At 72.7% G+C, this 14,413-nt stretch carries 15 protein-coding genes; 6 read left to right on the plus strand and 9 right to left on the minus strand.

Annotated elements, in window-relative coordinates:
* Window positions 1-22: 22 nt before the first annotated feature.
* From ACWEV0_RS00440 to ACWEV0_RS00455, 4 genes are read right to left on the minus strand one after another with little or no spacing between them, the layout of a single operon-like run.
* Entirely contained in the window at window positions 23-883 is an 861-nt protein-coding gene (locus tag ACWEV0_RS00440; protein WP_453145046.1) for an amidohydrolase family protein, read from the minus strand.
* An 8-nt stretch (window positions 884-891) separates the two neighbouring features.
* Window positions 892-1,776: a 3-hydroxyacyl-CoA dehydrogenase NAD-binding domain-containing protein gene (locus ACWEV0_RS00445; protein WP_453145047.1), complete on the minus strand. Its 885-nt coding sequence runs from the start codon at window positions 1,774-1,776 to the stop codon at window positions 892-894.
* The gene (locus ACWEV0_RS00450; RefSeq protein WP_453145049.1) at window positions 1,773-3,812 is read right to left on the minus strand and encodes an acetoacetate--CoA ligase; all 2,040 of its coding nucleotides are present in this window, start codon (window positions 3,810-3,812) and stop codon (window positions 1,773-1,775) included. The genes ACWEV0_RS00445 and ACWEV0_RS00450 overlap by 4 nt, the downstream gene beginning before the upstream one ends.
* On the minus strand, window positions 3,809-4,588 hold the full coding sequence (locus ACWEV0_RS00455; protein ID WP_453145051.1) for a crotonase/enoyl-CoA hydratase family protein: 780 nt from the start codon (window positions 4,586-4,588) through the stop codon (window positions 3,809-3,811). Before ACWEV0_RS00455 ends, ACWEV0_RS00450 begins: the two co-directional genes overlap by 4 nt.
* 109 nt (window positions 4,589-4,697) lie before the next feature.
* Here ACWEV0_RS00455 and ACWEV0_RS00460 point away from each other — a divergent pair, with 109 nt between their 5' ends.
* Window positions 4,698-5,123 (plus strand): MarR family winged helix-turn-helix transcriptional regulator, encoded by a 426-nt coding sequence (locus ACWEV0_RS00460; protein WP_453145052.1) that lies wholly within the window; start codon window positions 4,698-4,700, stop codon window positions 5,121-5,123.
* On the opposite strand, the gene ACWEV0_RS00465 is transcribed toward ACWEV0_RS00460, so the two are convergent.
* Window positions 5,095-6,489, minus strand: coding sequence for a carotenoid oxygenase family protein (locus ACWEV0_RS00465; protein ID WP_453145053.1), 1,395 nt, complete (start codon window positions 6,487-6,489; stop codon window positions 5,095-5,097). The genes ACWEV0_RS00460 and ACWEV0_RS00465 overlap by 29 nt on opposite strands.
* Complete coding sequence (locus tag ACWEV0_RS00470) at window positions 6,486-7,040, minus strand: hypothetical protein (protein WP_453145055.1); 555 nt, start codon at window positions 7,038-7,040, stop codon at window positions 6,486-6,488. Before ACWEV0_RS00470 ends, ACWEV0_RS00465 begins: the two co-directional genes overlap by 4 nt.
* Before the next feature lie 129 nt (window positions 7,041-7,169).
* Here ACWEV0_RS00470 and ACWEV0_RS00475 point away from each other — a divergent pair, with 129 nt between their 5' ends.
* The gene (locus tag ACWEV0_RS00475; protein ID WP_453145056.1) at window positions 7,170-7,682 is read left to right on the plus strand and encodes a PadR family transcriptional regulator; all 513 of its coding nucleotides are present in this window, start codon (window positions 7,170-7,172) and stop codon (window positions 7,680-7,682) included.
* 39 nt (window positions 7,683-7,721) lie between these two features.
* Here ACWEV0_RS00475 and ACWEV0_RS00480 read toward each other — a convergent pair whose 3' ends face one another.
* Window positions 7,722-8,222, minus strand: coding sequence for a DUF3995 domain-containing protein (locus ACWEV0_RS00480; RefSeq protein WP_453145058.1), 501 nt, complete (start codon window positions 8,220-8,222; stop codon window positions 7,722-7,724).
* A gap of 171 nt (window positions 8,223-8,393) precedes the next feature.
* On the opposite strand from ACWEV0_RS00480, the gene ACWEV0_RS00485 reads away from it, so the two are divergent.
* The 4 genes from ACWEV0_RS00485 to ACWEV0_RS00500 all read left to right on the plus strand — a co-directional run bounded on the left by ACWEV0_RS00485 (window position 8,394) and on the right by ACWEV0_RS00500 (window position 11,758).
* Window positions 8,394-8,900, plus strand: a complete 507-nt coding sequence (locus ACWEV0_RS00485) for an RNA polymerase sigma factor (RefSeq protein ID WP_453145060.1) — start codon at window positions 8,394-8,396, stop codon at window positions 8,898-8,900.
* Window positions 8,888-9,385, plus strand: a complete 498-nt coding sequence (locus ACWEV0_RS00490) for a hypothetical protein (protein WP_453145062.1) — start codon at window positions 8,888-8,890, stop codon at window positions 9,383-9,385. Before ACWEV0_RS00485 ends, ACWEV0_RS00490 begins: the two co-directional genes overlap by 13 nt.
* Window positions 9,386-9,529: 144 nt before the next feature.
* Window positions 9,530-10,555 (plus strand): CorA family divalent cation transporter, encoded by a 1,026-nt coding sequence (locus ACWEV0_RS00495; RefSeq protein ID WP_453145064.1) that lies wholly within the window; start codon window positions 9,530-9,532, stop codon window positions 10,553-10,555.
* Window positions 10,556-10,642: 87 nt separating this feature from the next.
* On the plus strand, window positions 10,643-11,758 hold the full coding sequence (locus ACWEV0_RS00500) for a baeRF2 domain-containing protein (protein WP_453145066.1): 1,116 nt from the start codon (window positions 10,643-10,645) through the stop codon (window positions 11,756-11,758).
* Here the strand turns inward: ACWEV0_RS00500 and ACWEV0_RS00505 are convergent.
* Window positions 11,749-12,201 (minus strand): YbhB/YbcL family Raf kinase inhibitor-like protein, encoded by a 453-nt coding sequence (locus ACWEV0_RS00505; RefSeq protein ID WP_453145067.1) that lies wholly within the window; start codon window positions 12,199-12,201, stop codon window positions 11,749-11,751. The two genes, ACWEV0_RS00500 and ACWEV0_RS00505, sit on opposite strands and share 10 nt — an antisense overlap.
* Window positions 12,202-12,339: 138 nt before the next feature.
* The gene (gene recQ, locus ACWEV0_RS00510) at window positions 12,340-14,388 is read right to left on the minus strand and encodes a DNA helicase RecQ (RefSeq protein WP_453145069.1); all 2,049 of its coding nucleotides are present in this window, start codon (window positions 14,386-14,388) and stop codon (window positions 12,340-12,342) included.
* Window positions 14,389-14,413 lie beyond the last annotated feature (25 nt).

Genomic DNA, 14,413 nt, shown 5'->3' on the forward strand with positions numbered 1-14,413 from the left:
TTCCCCGGGAGGGCCGGCGGGGTCAGCGGCCGAGGACGCGGATGGCGTTCTCCTTGAGGACGAGAGGGCGGACCTCCGGCTTGATGTCGAGGGCGTCGAAGTCGGCCAGCCATCGGTCGGGCGTGACGACGGGGAAGTCCGAGCCGAACAGCACCTTGTGCCGGAGGAAGGAACCGGCCGCCTTGACGAGCTGCGGCGGGAAGTACTTCGGGGACCAGCCCGACAGGTCGATGTACACGTTGGCCTTGTGCGTGGCGATGGAGATCGCCTCGTCCTGCCAGGGCACCGACGGATGCGCCAGGACGATCGTCAGACCGGGGAAGTCGGCGGCGACGTCGTCCAGGAGCATCGGGTCGGAGTAGCGCAGCTTGATGCCGCGCCCACCGGGCAGGCCGGCGCCGATCCCGGACTGTCCGGTGTGGAACAGGGCGGGGACCCCCAGTTCCTGGAGCACCTCGTAGAGCCGGTAGTGCTCGGGGTCGTTCGGCGCGAACGCCTGGAGGCTGGGGTGGAACTTGAAGCCGCGGACGCCGTGGTCGAGGACGAGCGCGCGGGCCCGGGCGACGGCGTCCGGCCGGTGCGGGTCGACCGAGCCGAACGGAACGAGGACGTCGGGGTGGGCGGCCGCGGCCTCGGCGATCTCCTCGCTGGACAGGGCGGGGTGGCCCAGACCCGTGGTGGCGTCCACCGTGAAGATCACGGCGGCCATCCGGCGCTCTCGGTAGTGCGCGGCGATCGTCTCGACGGTAGGGGTGCGGTCCTGGCCGGCCTTGAAGTAGGCGGCCGAGGCGTCCATCAGCTCGGCGTCGAGCGCGAGGTGACCGTGGGCGTCCTGCTCCACGTGCACGTGGAAGTCGATCGCGGTCAGGTCGGCTGGGTTCATCGGGGTGCTCACAGGTGTCCGGTCCTCTTCTTCGCGTCGAGGAGGAGGTTCAGAAGGGTGTCGCGTGCGGCGACGAGGTCGGCCTCCGGGGTCCCGGCCAGCTCGTCGGCCACGCCTTCGGTGATCGCGCGCGCCAGCTCGGGCGTGAGGCGTGGTGCGCCGAGGTCGGCCCACCATGCCTCCATGGGCGGGCCGAGGTGCTCCAGGACGTGGGCGATGCCGCCGGGGCCGCCCGACAGGTGCTGGTTGAGGAAGGGCCCGAGCAGCGCCCAGCGCAGTCCGGGGCCGTGGGCGATGGCCGCGTCGATGTCGGCGACGCTCGCCGCGCCCCGCTCGACGAGGGAGTACGCCTCGCGCCACAGCGCCGCCTGGAGCCGGTTCGCCACGTGGCCCGGCAGCTCCTGGCGCAGCCGGATCGGATGGCGTCCGAGCGTGCGGTAGAAGGCCATGGCCTTCTCGACGGCGGCCTCGGCGGTCCGCTCGCCCGGCACGACCTCGACCAGCGGGATGAGGTGCGGCGGGTTGAACGGATGCCCGACGAGGACCCGTTCGGGATGGACGGCGCAGGCGCGCTGGATCCGCGACGGCAGCAGTCCGGAGGAGCTGCTCGCCAGGACGGTTCCCGGCGGGGCTGCGGCGTCGAGTACGGCGAAGACCTCGTCCTTCAGCTCGGGGCGTTCCGGGCCGTTCTCCTGGACGAAGCCGGCGTCCGCGACCGCCTCGGCGAGGTCCGGGGTGAAGAACAGCCGCTGCTGGTGGGCGGGGACCGCCGCCCGGAGCCGGGCCTCCGCGCCGGGCGCGGGGTCGGTCGCGACGACCTCGTGCCCGTACTCCAGGAAGAGGGTCGTCCAGGAGGCCCCGATGACCCCGGTGCCGACGACGGCGACCTTCATGACGCGCTCCCGGGCCCGGTACCGGTCCCGGCCCCGGGGAGGGCCCGTGCGTCGGCGCCGCCGTCGGCCGCCCGTCCGGCGGCGAACGCGACGAAGGAGTCCAGGGAGCGCGGGTCGGCGAGGACGTCGGTACTGGCGACGGACTCGGGGCGGGCGCCGAGGAGGATCCGCTTGACCGGTACCTCCAGCTTCTTGCCGGTGCGGTTGCGCGGGATGGCGGGCACCCGCTCGATGACGTCCGGGACGTGCCGGGGCGACAGCGCCGAGCGGAGCGCGCGGGCGATGCTCGTGCGCAGGGCGTCGTCCAGCGCCACCGGTCCGGCGACGAAGAGCAGCAGTTCTCCGTTGCCGCCCTCGGGGTCCTCGATGTGGACGACGAGGCTGTCGTCGACCTCCGGGAGGTCCTCGACGACCGCGTAGAACTCGGCGGTGCCGAGCCGGACCCCGCCGCGGTTGAGGGTGGCGTCGGAGCGTCCGGCGACGATGCAGTGGCCCTCGGGCGCGAACCGGACCCAGTCGCCGTGCCGCCACACGCCCGGGTACTCCTCGAAGTACGCGGCCCGGTAGCGGGAGCCGTCGGTGTCGCCCCAGAAGCCGACCGGCATCGACGGCATCGGTTCGGTGATCACCAGCTCGCCGAGCTCGCCGACCACCCGCTCGCCCTTGCTGTCGTAGGCGTACGCGGCGACCCCCAGGCAGGGCCCGGAGATCTCCCCGGCGCGCACGGTCTGCAGGGGGCTGCCTTGGAGGATGCCGGTGCACACGTCGGTGCCTCCGCAGCCGACGTTGAGGAGCACCCGGTCCCCGAACTGCTCGGCCACCCAGCGGAATCCGTCGGCGGCGAGCGGGCTGCCCGCGGCGCCGAGCTGCCGCAGCCGCGACAGGTCGAACTCCTCGGCGGGCCTGATGCCGGCCTTGCGGCAGGCCATCAGATAGCCGGGGCTCACGCCCATCAGCGTCGCTCCGGTGTCGGCGGCGATCCGCCATTGCTCGCGCAGGTCGGGGTGGACCGGGTTGCCGTCGATCATGACGATGGACGCGCGGACGAGCAGGGCGGACACCAGGGTGTTCCACAGCATCCAGGCGGTCGTGCTGAACCAGAGCATCCGGTCGCCCGGCTTCAGGTCCCAGCTGAGCGCGTTGTTCTTGAGGTGCTCCAGGAGGATGCCGCCGTGCCGGTGCACGATCGCCTTGGGGATGCCGGTGGTCCCGGAGGAGAAGAGCACGAAGAGCGGGTGGTCGAACGGCACGGCCTCGAAGGCGAGTTCCGCCGGTCCTTCCGTTTCGTCCGGTGCGGCGAGCAGCTCGGTCCAGCCCAGCGCGTCGGGCAGGGTGTGCTCCCCGTACGGGACGTGGACGATCCGTTCCACGGTGGGGAGCCGGGAGGCGATCTCCGCCACCTCGGCACGGCGGTCGATGTCCCGGTCCCCGTAGTGGTAGCCGGCGACGGTGAGCAGCACCTTCGGTTCGAGCTGGGCGAACCGGTCGACCACGCTGCGGGGGCCGAACTCGGGTGCGCAGGCGGCCCATACGGCGCCGAGGCTCGCGGTGGCGAGGAAGGCCACCAGGGTCTCGGGGATGTTCGGCAGGTACGCGACGACCCGGTCGCCCTTGCCGACGCCGAGGCGGCGGAGCCCGGCGCGGGCGCGGGCCACCTGGTCGCGGAGCTCGCCGAAGGTCAGCTCCAGCGGCGCCCTGGTCTGGGAGTGGGCGACGACCGCGACGGCGTCCGTGTCGTCGGCGGACCCCTCACGTCCGAGGGCGTGCTCGGCGTAGTTGAGGGTCGCGCCGGGGAACCACTCGGTGTCCGGCATGGACCTGCGGCCCAGGGTGGCCGTGGGCCGGGCGTGCGGCCGGACGTCGAAGAACTCCCAGACCGACGACCAGAAGCCGGCCAGATCGGTGACGGACCACTGCCACAGGCTGTCGTAGTCCGGGAAGCGCAGCTGCCGCTCCGACTCCAGCCAGCGGAGGTAGCGGCCGATCTCCGAGTCGTCCCTGACGGTGGGGCCGGGCGTGCTGAGGATCTCGTTCATCGGGCGGCCCTTCCGGTGGTGACCTTCGCGGCGCGGCCGTCCAGGAAAGCCCGCATCCGCTCCTGGGCGTCGCCGCTGCCGGCCGCGACGGCCGACATGAGGGATTCGAGCAGGAGGCCGCCGGAAGGCGAGGCCTCGGCGATCCTGGGGAGGGCCTGGAGGACCGCGAAGTTGGTCAGCGGCGCGTTGGCGGCGATCCGGCCGGCGAGTTCGAGGGCCTTGGCGCGCGCCCCGCCCTCGTCAGTGAGGTACTGCGAGAGGCCGGCGGCCTGGCCCTCGGCCGCGTCCAGGACGCGGCCGGTGAGCATCATGTCGGCCATCCGGTGCGCGCCGATCAGCCGGGGGATCCGGACCGAGCCGCCACCGCCGACGAAGAGCCCGCGCTGCCCTTCCGGCAGCGCGTAGAACGTGGACGGGTCGGCCACGCGGATGTGCGCGGCGGCCGCAAGCTCCAGGCCGCCGCCGATGACCGCGCCCTTCAGCGCGGCCACCACGGGGACACGTCCGCCCTCGATCGTGTCGAAGACGCGGTGCCACATGAGCGAGTGCTCCAGGGCCTCCTCGGTGGACCGCTCGGTCAGCTCGCCGAGGTCGAGCCCGGCCGAGAAGTGGTCGCCCTCGGCGTCGAGGACGACGGCCCGCACGTCGGGGCCCGGCTTCCGGAAGAACTCCTCGATGCCCAGCACCGTGGCGTCGTCGAGGGCGTTGCGCTTCGCCGGGCGGCGGAGCGTCAGGACCGCCACTCCGTCGCGCCGGTCAATGGAAAGCGTGGTCAAGGGAAGGCTCCTCAATCATCAGGAATCCTGAGTATCGGAGGGCCTGCCGCCGCCGAGCAAGGGGTTGGGCTAGAATTTTCGACAGGAATCCTGATGATGGGGAGAGCATGTGAAGGACGTCGCTCCGCCGTCGTTGCTGTACTCGGTGAAGCAGGTCGAGCTGGCCACCCGCGCCCGGCTCGACGAACTGCTCAAGCCCTCGGGCGTCACCGCTCTGCAGTACACGGCGCTGACCGTGCTGGAGCGCCGGGACGGCATGTCCGCGGCCGAGCTCGCCCGCAACTCCTTCGTCACGCCCCAGTCCATGTCCGATCTGGTCGGCGCGCTGGAGCGGCGGGGTCTCATCACCCGCTCCCCGGACCCGGCGAGCCGGCGTCGCCACGTCATCAGCCTCACCGACGACGGCCGCGACCTGCTGGCCCTGCACGCGACGGCCGTCGAGGAGTTGGAGGACGAGATGCTGCAGGACTTCACGGCGGGCGAGCGCGCCGTCTTCCGCGACCTCCTCAACCGCGCCCGCGCGGCGCTCGGTTAGCGCTCCGGCCCGATCGCGTCGCCGACCCGCTCGGCTGGAGCTCCGGCCCGTCCGGCAGCCAGCTGCCGTGGAACCCGTACGGGACCCGGGCCGGCAGGTGGACGACGGCGACCGGGTCGGCGGCGAGGTCGGCCGCGTCGAGCACGACCAGGTCGCTGCGGCCCGTAGCGGCGTCGTGGACGTACGTCACCAGCCAGCCCGGCCCGCCGGCGGTCCCGTCGGCCGGGGCGAACACCGCCTCGCCGGGGGTGCGGCCCGGACCGAAGTCGTGGGCCGTCGCGGCTCCGGTCCGCAGGTCGTACCGGAGCAGCGCGTGCGCGCTGGTCATGTGCCCGAAGTCGGCCTGGAGGCCGGTCAGTCGGTCGTCGACGCGGGGGAACTCGCCGGGCCGGTCGTCGCACTGCTCCTCGTGGACGGTGCCGGTGGCCGGGTCGAGGGTCCACTTCCAGAGCACGGCCTCCTGGGCGCCGGTCACGGACCCGGCACGGTCGCGCCGCCACAGTTCCGGGTAACGCATGACGTGCGCGACGACCGTCCCGTCCGGCGCGTCGTACGCGTTGAGGACGTGGAACACGTAGCAGGGTTCGACGTCGAACCAGCGGACCCGGCCGTACGGGTCGTCGCGGCGCAGCAGGCCCAGCCGTGCCCCGTACGCGTCGTCCCAGCGGTAGGGCATGCCGGCGCCGAGCAGGGCGGGGTCGAGGACCACGGGCAGGTCCATGAAGACGACGTGCCCGTCGGTGAGGCCGAAGTCGTGCATCATCGTCGGCCCGGGCACCTCGACGGGCCGGCTGACGGTCAGTTCGCCGGAGGCGTCGGCCCGGTGGTAGGTGAGGTAGGGGACGGTCAGGATGCCGTAGCCGAAGAAGTGCAGCTCCCCGGTGACGGGGCAGGCCTTGGGGTGCGCGGTCATCGCGGTGGTCAGCCGGCCGCCGAAGTCGTACGGGCCGACGGTGCCGAGGTCCGGGGCGAGTTCGTAGGGCAGGGCCGTCTCGACGAGGGCGAGGGTGCGGCCGGCGTGCCGGATCACGTGGGTGTTGGCCGGTCCGGCGGCGAGGTCGCGGCGGCCCTGTCCGTCGTATGTCCGGGCACCGCCGGTGAGACTCTTGGTTCGTACCCAGCGGTTGCGGTAGTCGACGGCCCGGCCGCCCTCCAGGCGGACGCCGTGGACCATGCCGTCTCCGAAGAACCAGTGGCCGGAGGCGGCGTCGGCGGGGTTGGGGCCGTTGCGCAGGTACCAGCCGGACAGGGCGTCCGGGATCCGCCCGGTGACGGGCAGGTCGCGCGCGGTCAGCTCCTCGGCGACGGGCGCGTAGTTGCCCGACAGGTGGCGGGGCGTGCCGTCGGTGGGGGTGTCGGTGCTCATCGGGCGCTCGCCTTGGCCTGGGTGGCGGCGACGTAGCGGCTGGTGAAGAGCATCGGGAGGACGAAGCCGGCGGCCTGGACGAGCGTGGCCGCGGTGGAGTGGCCCTGGCCGGCGTGGGCGAGCAGTGCGAGACCGGCGGCCGTCAGCGCGAAGGCCCCCGCCCACACGCCGCTGATGACGGTGTTGGCCCGCACGAAGGGCCGCAGTCCCCACACCTCGCGGGGCGTGCTGCGCTTGGCGATGCCCAGGGTGAAGGGCTTGCGGATGAGCAGCGAGACCCCGGCGACCAGGGCCAGGACGGCCGAGGAGAGGGCGGCCGAGTAGCCGTGCACGGGCGAGCCGGGGTCGGTGAAGGCGATGCCGGCCAGGACCGCGAAGAAGGCCGCGGAGCCGGTCTCGATGATCAGTGCGTCGAAGCCGACGCCGTCGCGGCGCTGCTGGACGATGATCGCCGCCGCCGCGAGCAGCGCGGCCAGGGCGCCCCACTGCCACTGGGCGGACGGAATCACCGCGAAGACGATCCACGGCAGGAAGGTGCGCAGGTACGACATCGGAATCCCCCGGTCGGTCAGTCAGTCGGTCCGCCGGTCGGCCCGGCCGGACTCATATTCCTGTTGTGACATGTCGAAAGTAGACCTTCCTAAACTGACATGTCAAGGATGGAATGTAGAGTGGGGGTCATGAGCCTTCGCCACGCCCTTCTCGGACTCCTGTCAGAGCGCCCCGCCAGCGGCTACGACCTGCTGAAGCGCTTCGAGACCTCCCTGGCCAACGTCTGGCCCGCCACTCAGAGCCAGATGTACTCGGAGCTGTCCAAGCTGGCGGCGGCCGGACTGATCGACGTGTCGGCCGAGGGCCCGCGGGGCCGCAAGGAGTACACCCTCACCGACGAAGGGCTGGCGGAGCTGCGGCACTGGCTGACCGAGACCAGGCCGCAGCGCAACACCCGCAGCGACATCCTGCTGCGGGTGTTCTTCCTGGGAGTGCTCACTCCCGAGCAGGCGCGCGGCTACCTGACCGAGCTTCAGGAGCTGTCCGAGCAGGAGTACGAGGACCTGCGCCGGCTGGAGGCCTCGATCGACTGGGGCGACGACCCGCTGTCGGTGCACGGCCGGATCGCCCTGGAGTACGGGCTCCGGTTCAACGCGATGCGCCGGGAGTGGGCACAGTGGGCCGCGGGGCAGCTGCGCTGACACCGCGTTCGGCGGCAGGGCGGCGGCGTCCGCCGCCGCTCAGGCCCGCACGGGCCGCGCCTCCCTCGTCCCACCCGCCTCCGGGCCCGCCGCTGACACCTGCCAGGCCGCCCGGCCCAGCAACAGGCACAGCGGCGTGTAGAGCAGCAGGTTGAGCCAGTAGAACGTGTCGGCAGGATCGGCCCAGGCCCCCGTCACCCAGACCAGTCCGACCGCGCCACGGGCCAGCAGTCCGGCGGCCACCGCCCGGCTCCCCCAGCGCGGCAGCACGGCGGGCAGCCGGCGGGCCAGGGCCGGCAGCCGGCCGCCGTGGACCAGCACCAGCGTCGCGCCCGAGAAGAGCAGCCCCGCGAGCGGGACCAGCCCTTGCGGGGTGAACGGCACCTGGGTGTTGAGCACCAGCTGCGAGAGCCGGTGCGTGCTGTGCACCGGCCAGGTCCGCCCGGTGGCCCAGTACAGGTGGATCAGCCCGTCCACCGCCAGCACCGCGCCGATCGCGGCGGCCTTGCTGCGGGTCTTCGCCGACTTCACCGGCTTCATGTCGTCACCTCACGGAGTGTCAGGACGCTTGGACACCCGAAGGAGCGCCCCGGCCGTCGATCCGTTCCTGTGACGAGGAACACTGCGGACGCGCGAAAGTCGCAGGGAACGTTTCGCCGTCCCGGAGCCTCCCTCCACGGACCGCTGTCACCTATCGACGGAGAACGCACCATGCAGGAGCCACCGCCCGGCCTTGCCGAGCTGGTCCGGGCCGCCCAGGGCGGCGACCAACTCGCGGTCGGCCGGCTGCTGGACCTGATCACCCCGTACGTCCGCCGGCTCTGCGGCCCGATCGCGCTGGACGACGGCGCCGACGCGACCCAGGAGGCGCTCATCGCGGTGTTCCGCCGACTGCGCCAACTCCGGGACCCAGAGGCCCTGTTCGGCTGGGTCCGGGCCATCGCCGTACGGGAGGCGGTGCGGTACGCCACCCGCGCGGCGCGCTCGCAGCCGGCCGAGCTCGGCGAACTCCCCGCGCCCGGCGACCCCCAGCTCGCCGCGGACATCCGCGACGTGCTGTCCCGGCTCTCGCCCCAGCACCGCGCCGTACTGCTCCTGCGCGACCTGGAGGGGCTGGACGAACGGCAGACGGCGGCACTGCTCGAGGTCGCGCCCGGGACGGTCAAGTCCCGGCTCTCCCGGGCCCGACTCAGCTTCCGAAAGGCATGGCAGCAGTGACCGAGACCCCGATGCCGCAGTGGCCCGTCGCCGACTTCGACCCGGTGCGCCGGCTGCACGTGATCGCCGCGAGCACGCCCGGATCCGCGCGGATCGGCGAGGCCGTTCTCGACGCGCCGTTCGAGCGGGTCTGGTCACTCGCCCAGGACCTGGAACGCACGATGCCACTGTGGATCCCCGATGTCCGCACGGTCCGTATCCTCACCCCCGAGTCGGCCGGTGCTCCGCTCCAGGCCCGGGTCCACGGCCACACCCGGCTCCGCGCGACCTTCGCCATCGACCTGTCCCCCGGCTGGTGCCTGATGCAGAGCCGCCTCGTCCTCGGCGGCATGGCGGCCCGCCCCGAGACCGACCGTACGACCCGCTTCGCCTTCCTCGGCGGCCTGCGCTTCCCCGGCGCACGCCTCCTCGCCCCCGCGCTGCGCCCGTTCGCGGGGGATCCCGTCGCCCGGTTCGCCGCCCTCCTCGACGGGGAGCAGCCCTGAGGAAGGTCCGGGTGCTGCTCGTCGGCACGGGCGACGAGCGGCCCCGGGTCGGCAACCATGGCAGTAGGACACATTCGCGGCGCGAGCCATGCCTCCCGCGGCGGCGGCGCGCGGCGCACGGTGGCGGACGCGAGGAGGAACGCCATGATCGTCGACTGCGCGCACTATCGCGACGGGCGCCGCCAGCAAGAGGGCCCGATGCCGCTCGAACAGGCGGCCGCGTGCCGCGAAGAGGGTGGTTTCGTCTGGCTGGGTCTCTTCGAGCCCGGGGAGCCGGAAATGAGCGAGGTGCGCAGGAGTTTCGGGCTGCACGAGCTCGCCGTCGAGGACGCCCAGGCCTTCCACCTGCGGCCGAAGGCCGAAAGGTACGAGGACGGCACCGAGCTGATCGTCCTGCGCACGGCGCGTTACGACGACGACCGCGAGGAGATCGACACCGGGGAGATCAGTGTCTTCCTCGCCCACAACTTCGTGATCACCGTGCGCCAGGGCATCGCCAGCGAACTGCACGGCGCCCGTGCACGGCTCGAAGGCCGCCCCGAGCTGCTGCGCTCCGGCAGCGCGTCGACGCTCTGGGCCATCCTCGACCAGGTCGTGGACAGCTACGCGCCCGTCGTGGCGGAACTCGACCGGGACATCGAACAGATCGAGGAAACGGTGTTCTCCGGCGCGGTCGCCCCCACCGAGCGGATCTACTTCCTGCGCCGCGAGGCCACGGACTTCTACCGCGCCGTGCACCCGCTCCTCTCCGTGCTCGCCCGCCAGCTGCAGCCCGGCAAGGCGCCGCCCGAGCTGCTGCCGTACCTCCACAACGTGCACGACCACCTCCTCCTGGTGAACGAGGAGGTGGCGGCGCAGCGTGACCTCCTCGCCACCGTGCTGGAGGCGAACATCGCGGTGGTCTCCGTCGAACAGAACAAGATCAACCTCCGTCAGAGCGCGACGATGGAGCAGCTCACCATCCTCGCGACCGTGTTCCTGCCGCTGTCGTTCGTGGTCGGCTTCTTCGGACAGAACTTCTCCTGGCTGATCGCTCACATCGACGGTTTCACGGCCTTCGTCGTGGTCACCGCAGTCGGACTGCTGCTCCCGTGCCTGGCCCTGTTCCTCTGGCTCCGCCGCCGGCGTCACGCCCAGCCACCGGCGCCGGACATGACCCAGAGGATCTGAGCCGGCGCCGACGGTCCCGCGACCGGCCGCCGGCCCGGAGCATCATCGGAAGTGGGGCGAAGGGTCGACAAGAAGAGGCGATGAGCGATGAGGCTGGCCTTTCTCGAGAGCCTCTACGCGGAGCCGGGGCCGTACGTCTCCGTGTACCTGAACACCTCGCGGGACGGCGACCACCCCGAGCGCGCGATCGCGTTGCGCTGGCGGCGGCTGCGCGAGAGCCTGTCCCGGCAGGGCGCCGACGCGGCGCTGCTGAACAGGCTGGAGGCGGTGGTCGGCGCCGACGCGGAGGTGCCGGGCGTGCACGGGCAGGCCGTCTTCGCCGCCCACGGCACGCTCGTCCTGGACGGGGAGCTGCCGATCCCGCCCGAGCACGACTCCGCCCGCTACGGCACCCTGCCGGACGCGATGCCCCTGGTCGCCCAGCACGTGCCGGAGATCCCGTACCTGGCCGTGGTCGTCCACTACGGCGGCCTGCCGACCGCCGAGACGCACGGCTGGGTGACGCTGGAGGCGGAGGCCGGCACCTGGCCCGCGTCCACCGTGACCCCGGGTGAGCGCCTGCACCGCAGGGTCGCCGTGTCGATCTGGCACCGCGCCTCCGCACGGATCGGCCACCAGCTGGACGCCTGGGCGCGGCGGATCCACGCCGACGCCGTCGTCGTGGGCGGGAACGAGTGGGCGTGCAACGTGCTGGTGCGCCGGCTGCCGCGCAGCCTGCGGGACCGGGTCGTACGGGTCGGCGGCCCCACGCCGACCGATACGGGGCGGGCCCTGCTGGAACCGCAGCTCGACCAGGTCCTCCGCGGCCACATGGCCGCTCACGACCGGGAGATCGTCGACCTCTTCGTCCGCCGGCGCGCTGTCGACGGGCCCGTGGCGGAGGGGCTCGCCGCCACCGTCGCCGCCCTCCAGCGGGGACAGGTCGCGGCGCTCCTGCTGAACCGGCCGCCGGGGTCCCCGCCCTCGCCTCGGCTCTGGGTGGGCTCCCGGCCCACCCAGCTCGCCCTGACCGAGGCGGAACTCCTGTCCTTCGGCGTGCGCGCCCCACGAGAGGAGCGCGCCGACGAGGCGCTCGTGCGGGCCCTCGTCGGCACCGGAGCCGAGCTCGTCGTCGTACCGGAGGACGAGCTGCGGCTGTACGAGCAGGTCGGCGCGCTGCTGCGGTACGGCGACGGGGGCGGCCGTCACTCCCCTCAGCGCTGATACGTGCCCACCAGGGCGCCGGACGCCAGCTCCCTGCCCTTCAGGGCGCGGTGCACGTCCTCGGCGCCGGGGTGGCCGTGCAGCGGCAGCGGCTCCGACAGGGCGTACAGGCGGAAGAAGTAGCGGTGCGGTCCGTGGCCCGGCGGCGGCATCGGGCCGCCCCAGCCCACCTGCCCGAAACCGTTGGGCCACGGCAGGCCGCCCTGGGGTTTCTGCCCCTCCACCACCCCGGTGGTCCCCGGGTCGATCCCGGTGACCAGCCAGTGCACGAAGGTCGTCCCCGGCGCGTCCGGGTCCTCGCACAGGAGCACCAGCTCCGTGGCCTCGTGGGGCACTCCCGACCAGGTCAGGGGCGGCGAGACGTTCTCGCCCTCGCCGCTGTAGCGGCGGGGGATCACCGTGTGGTCGTCGAACGCGCTGCTGCTGATGTGAATTCCGCTCATGCGCGCCGCCATACCCGCGACGAAGGCACCGCCACCGGTCCACACCGCTATCCCCGCCGTTCGGCCGAACCCGGTCGAACGGCGGGGAGGTCCTGGGCGGCCGGGTCCGGTCCGGCCGCCGCGCGGGTCCGACGGTCCTTACTGCCAGTCGTCCCAGGGCGGGTCGATCTCCTCCGGGTCGAAGGGCGGCTCGTCGTCGTCCGGCGGCTCCGGGTAGTCGGCCGGCGGCTCCGGGTGGTCGGCCGGCGCCGTCGGCGCGGCGGGCTCAGTTCCGGCGAACTCCGCCAGGACGGCGAGGACGCCCTCGCCGTATTTGGTGAGCTTGGCCTCGCCGACGCCGCCGACCGTGCCCAGCTCCGCCACCGTGCCGGGCAGCAGCGTCGCGATCTCGCGCAGCGTCGCGTCGTGGAAGACGACGTACGCCGGGACTCCCTGCTCGCGGGCCGTGGCGGCCCGCCAGGCGCGCAGGGCCTCGAAGACCGGGACGGCCGTCGGCGTCAGGTCGACCGGCACCCGAGCACCCTTCGCGGAGCGCGAGCCCGAACCGGTGCCCGAGCCCGGCGCCGCGTCCTTGCGGAACGGAGCGGCCGGCTTCTGCTCCTTGCGCATCGGGACGCTGCGGCGCCCCGCGAGCACCTCGCCGCTGGCCTCCGTGAGCACGAGCGTCCCGTAGTCGCCCTCGACCGCGAGCAGCCCCAGCGCGAGGAGCTGGCGCACGACACCTCGCCACTCCGCCGTGCCCAGGTCCGCCCCGACGCCGAACACCGAGAGGCCGTCGTGCTGGAACTGGACGACCTTGGCCGTCTTCTTGCCCTGCAGGATGTCGATGATCTGGCCGGCGCCGAACTTCTGGCGCCGTTCCCTGGCCAGCCGCCACACGGTGGACAGCAGTTTCTGCGCCGCGACCGTGCCGTCCCAGCACTCGGCCGGTGTCAGGCACGTGTCGCAGTTGCCGCACGGCCGGCCCGACTGGCCGAAGTACGCGAGGAGCCGCACGCGCCGGCACTCGACGGTCTCGCAGAGCGCGAGCATGGCGTCCAGGTGCGCGGCCAGGGAGCGGCGGTGCGTCTCGTCGCCCTCGGAGCCGTCGATGAGCTTGCGCTGCTGGACGACGTCCTGCAGGCCGTACGCGAGCCAGGCGGTCGCCGGTTCGCCGTCACGCCCCGCTCGGCCGGTCTCCTGGTAGTAGCCCTCGACCGACTTCGGCAGGTCGAGATGGGCGACGAAGCGCACGTCCGGCTTGTCGATGCCCATGCCGAACGCGATCGTGGCGACCACCACGACCCCGTCCTCCCGCAGGAAGCGCGCCTGGTTCGCCACACGCGCGGCGGCGTCCATGCCGGCGTGGTACGGCACGGCGTCGATGCCCTGCTCCACCAGGAAGGCCGCGGTCTTCTCCACCGAGGACCGGGACAGGCAGTAGACGACTCCGGCGTCCCCGGCGTGCTCGGTCCTGATCAGCTCCAGGAGCTGCTTGAGCGGGTTGTTCTTGGAGACGATGCGGTACTGGATGTTCGGCCGGTCGAAGTCGGCCACGAAGTGCCGGGCGTCCTCCAGACCGAGTCGCGCCGCGATCTCCGCGTGCGTGGCCTCGGTGGCGGTGGCCGTCAGCGCGATCCGCGGCACCTTGGGCCAGCGCTCGTGCAGCATCGACAGGGTCAGGTAGTCGGGCCGGAAGTCGTGGCCCCACTGGGCGACACAGTGCGCTTCGTCGATCGCGAAGAGCGACACCTTGCCCCGGTCGAGCAGCTGTCGGCAGCCCTCCGTGCGCAGCCGCTCGGGAGCGAGGTAGAGCAGGTCCAGCTCGTCGTCGAGAAACGCCCGCTCGACGGCCTGCCGCTCGTAGGGGTCCTGCGTCGAGTTCAGGAACCCCGCCCGCACCCCGAGGGCGGTGAGCGCGTCCACCTGGTCCTGCATCAGCGCGATGAGTGGCGAGATCACGACGCCCGTGCCTTCTCTGACCAGCGCCGGGATCTGGTAGCAGAGCGATTTGCCGCCGCCGGTCGGCATCAGGACGAGCGCGTCGCCGCCCGCGACGACCTGCTCGATGATCGCCTCCTGGTCGCCCCGGAAGGAGTCGTAACCGAAGACACGGCGGAGCACGCCGACCGCGTCGGAGGTCGCGGGAGCCTCGGGGGTCTCGGAGGGCGGGTGGGGGAGGTCGGATGAAGCGTCGGTGAGTGCCACACGAAAAGGCTAGTGGCCTGCACTG

This window comes from Streptomyces sp. NPDC003943 (genome assembly GCF_053605265.1).

Excerpts from the sequence above, each read along its gene's own strand:
- ACWEV0_RS00440 (WP_453145046.1), bottom strand. The coding sequence starts at position 883 with ATGAACCCAGCCGACCTGACCGCGATCGACTTCCACGTGCACGTGGAG.
- ACWEV0_RS00445 (WP_453145047.1), bottom strand. The coding sequence starts at position 1,776 with ATGAAGGTCGCCGTCGTCGGCACCGGGGTCATCGGGGCCTCCTGGACG.
- ACWEV0_RS00450 (WP_453145049.1), bottom strand. The coding sequence starts at position 3,812 with ATGAACGAGATCCTCAGCACGCCCGGCCCCACCGTCAGGGACGACTCG.
- ACWEV0_RS00465 (WP_453145053.1), bottom strand. The coding sequence starts at position 6,489 with ATGAGCACCGACACCCCCACCGACGGCACGCCCCGCCACCTGTCGGGC.
- ACWEV0_RS00470 (WP_453145055.1), bottom strand. The coding sequence starts at position 7,040 with ATGTCGTACCTGCGCACCTTCCTGCCGTGGATCGTCTTCGCGGTGATT.
- ACWEV0_RS00475 (WP_453145056.1), top strand. The coding sequence starts at position 7,170 with ATGAGCCTTCGCCACGCCCTTCTCGGACTCCTGTCAGAGCGCCCCGCC.
- ACWEV0_RS00480 (WP_453145058.1), bottom strand. The coding sequence starts at position 8,222 with ATGAAGCCGGTGAAGTCGGCGAAGACCCGCAGCAAGGCCGCCGCGATC.
- ACWEV0_RS00485 (WP_453145060.1), top strand. The coding sequence starts at position 8,394 with ATGCAGGAGCCACCGCCCGGCCTTGCCGAGCTGGTCCGGGCCGCCCAG.
- ACWEV0_RS00490 (WP_453145062.1), top strand. The coding sequence starts at position 8,888 with ATGGCAGCAGTGACCGAGACCCCGATGCCGCAGTGGCCCGTCGCCGAC.
- ACWEV0_RS00495 (WP_453145064.1), top strand. The coding sequence starts at position 9,530 with ATGATCGTCGACTGCGCGCACTATCGCGACGGGCGCCGCCAGCAAGAG.
- ACWEV0_RS00500 (WP_453145066.1), top strand. The coding sequence starts at position 10,643 with ATGAGGCTGGCCTTTCTCGAGAGCCTCTACGCGGAGCCGGGGCCGTAC.
- ACWEV0_RS00505 (WP_453145067.1), bottom strand. The coding sequence starts at position 12,201 with ATGAGCGGAATTCACATCAGCAGCAGCGCGTTCGACGACCACACGGTG.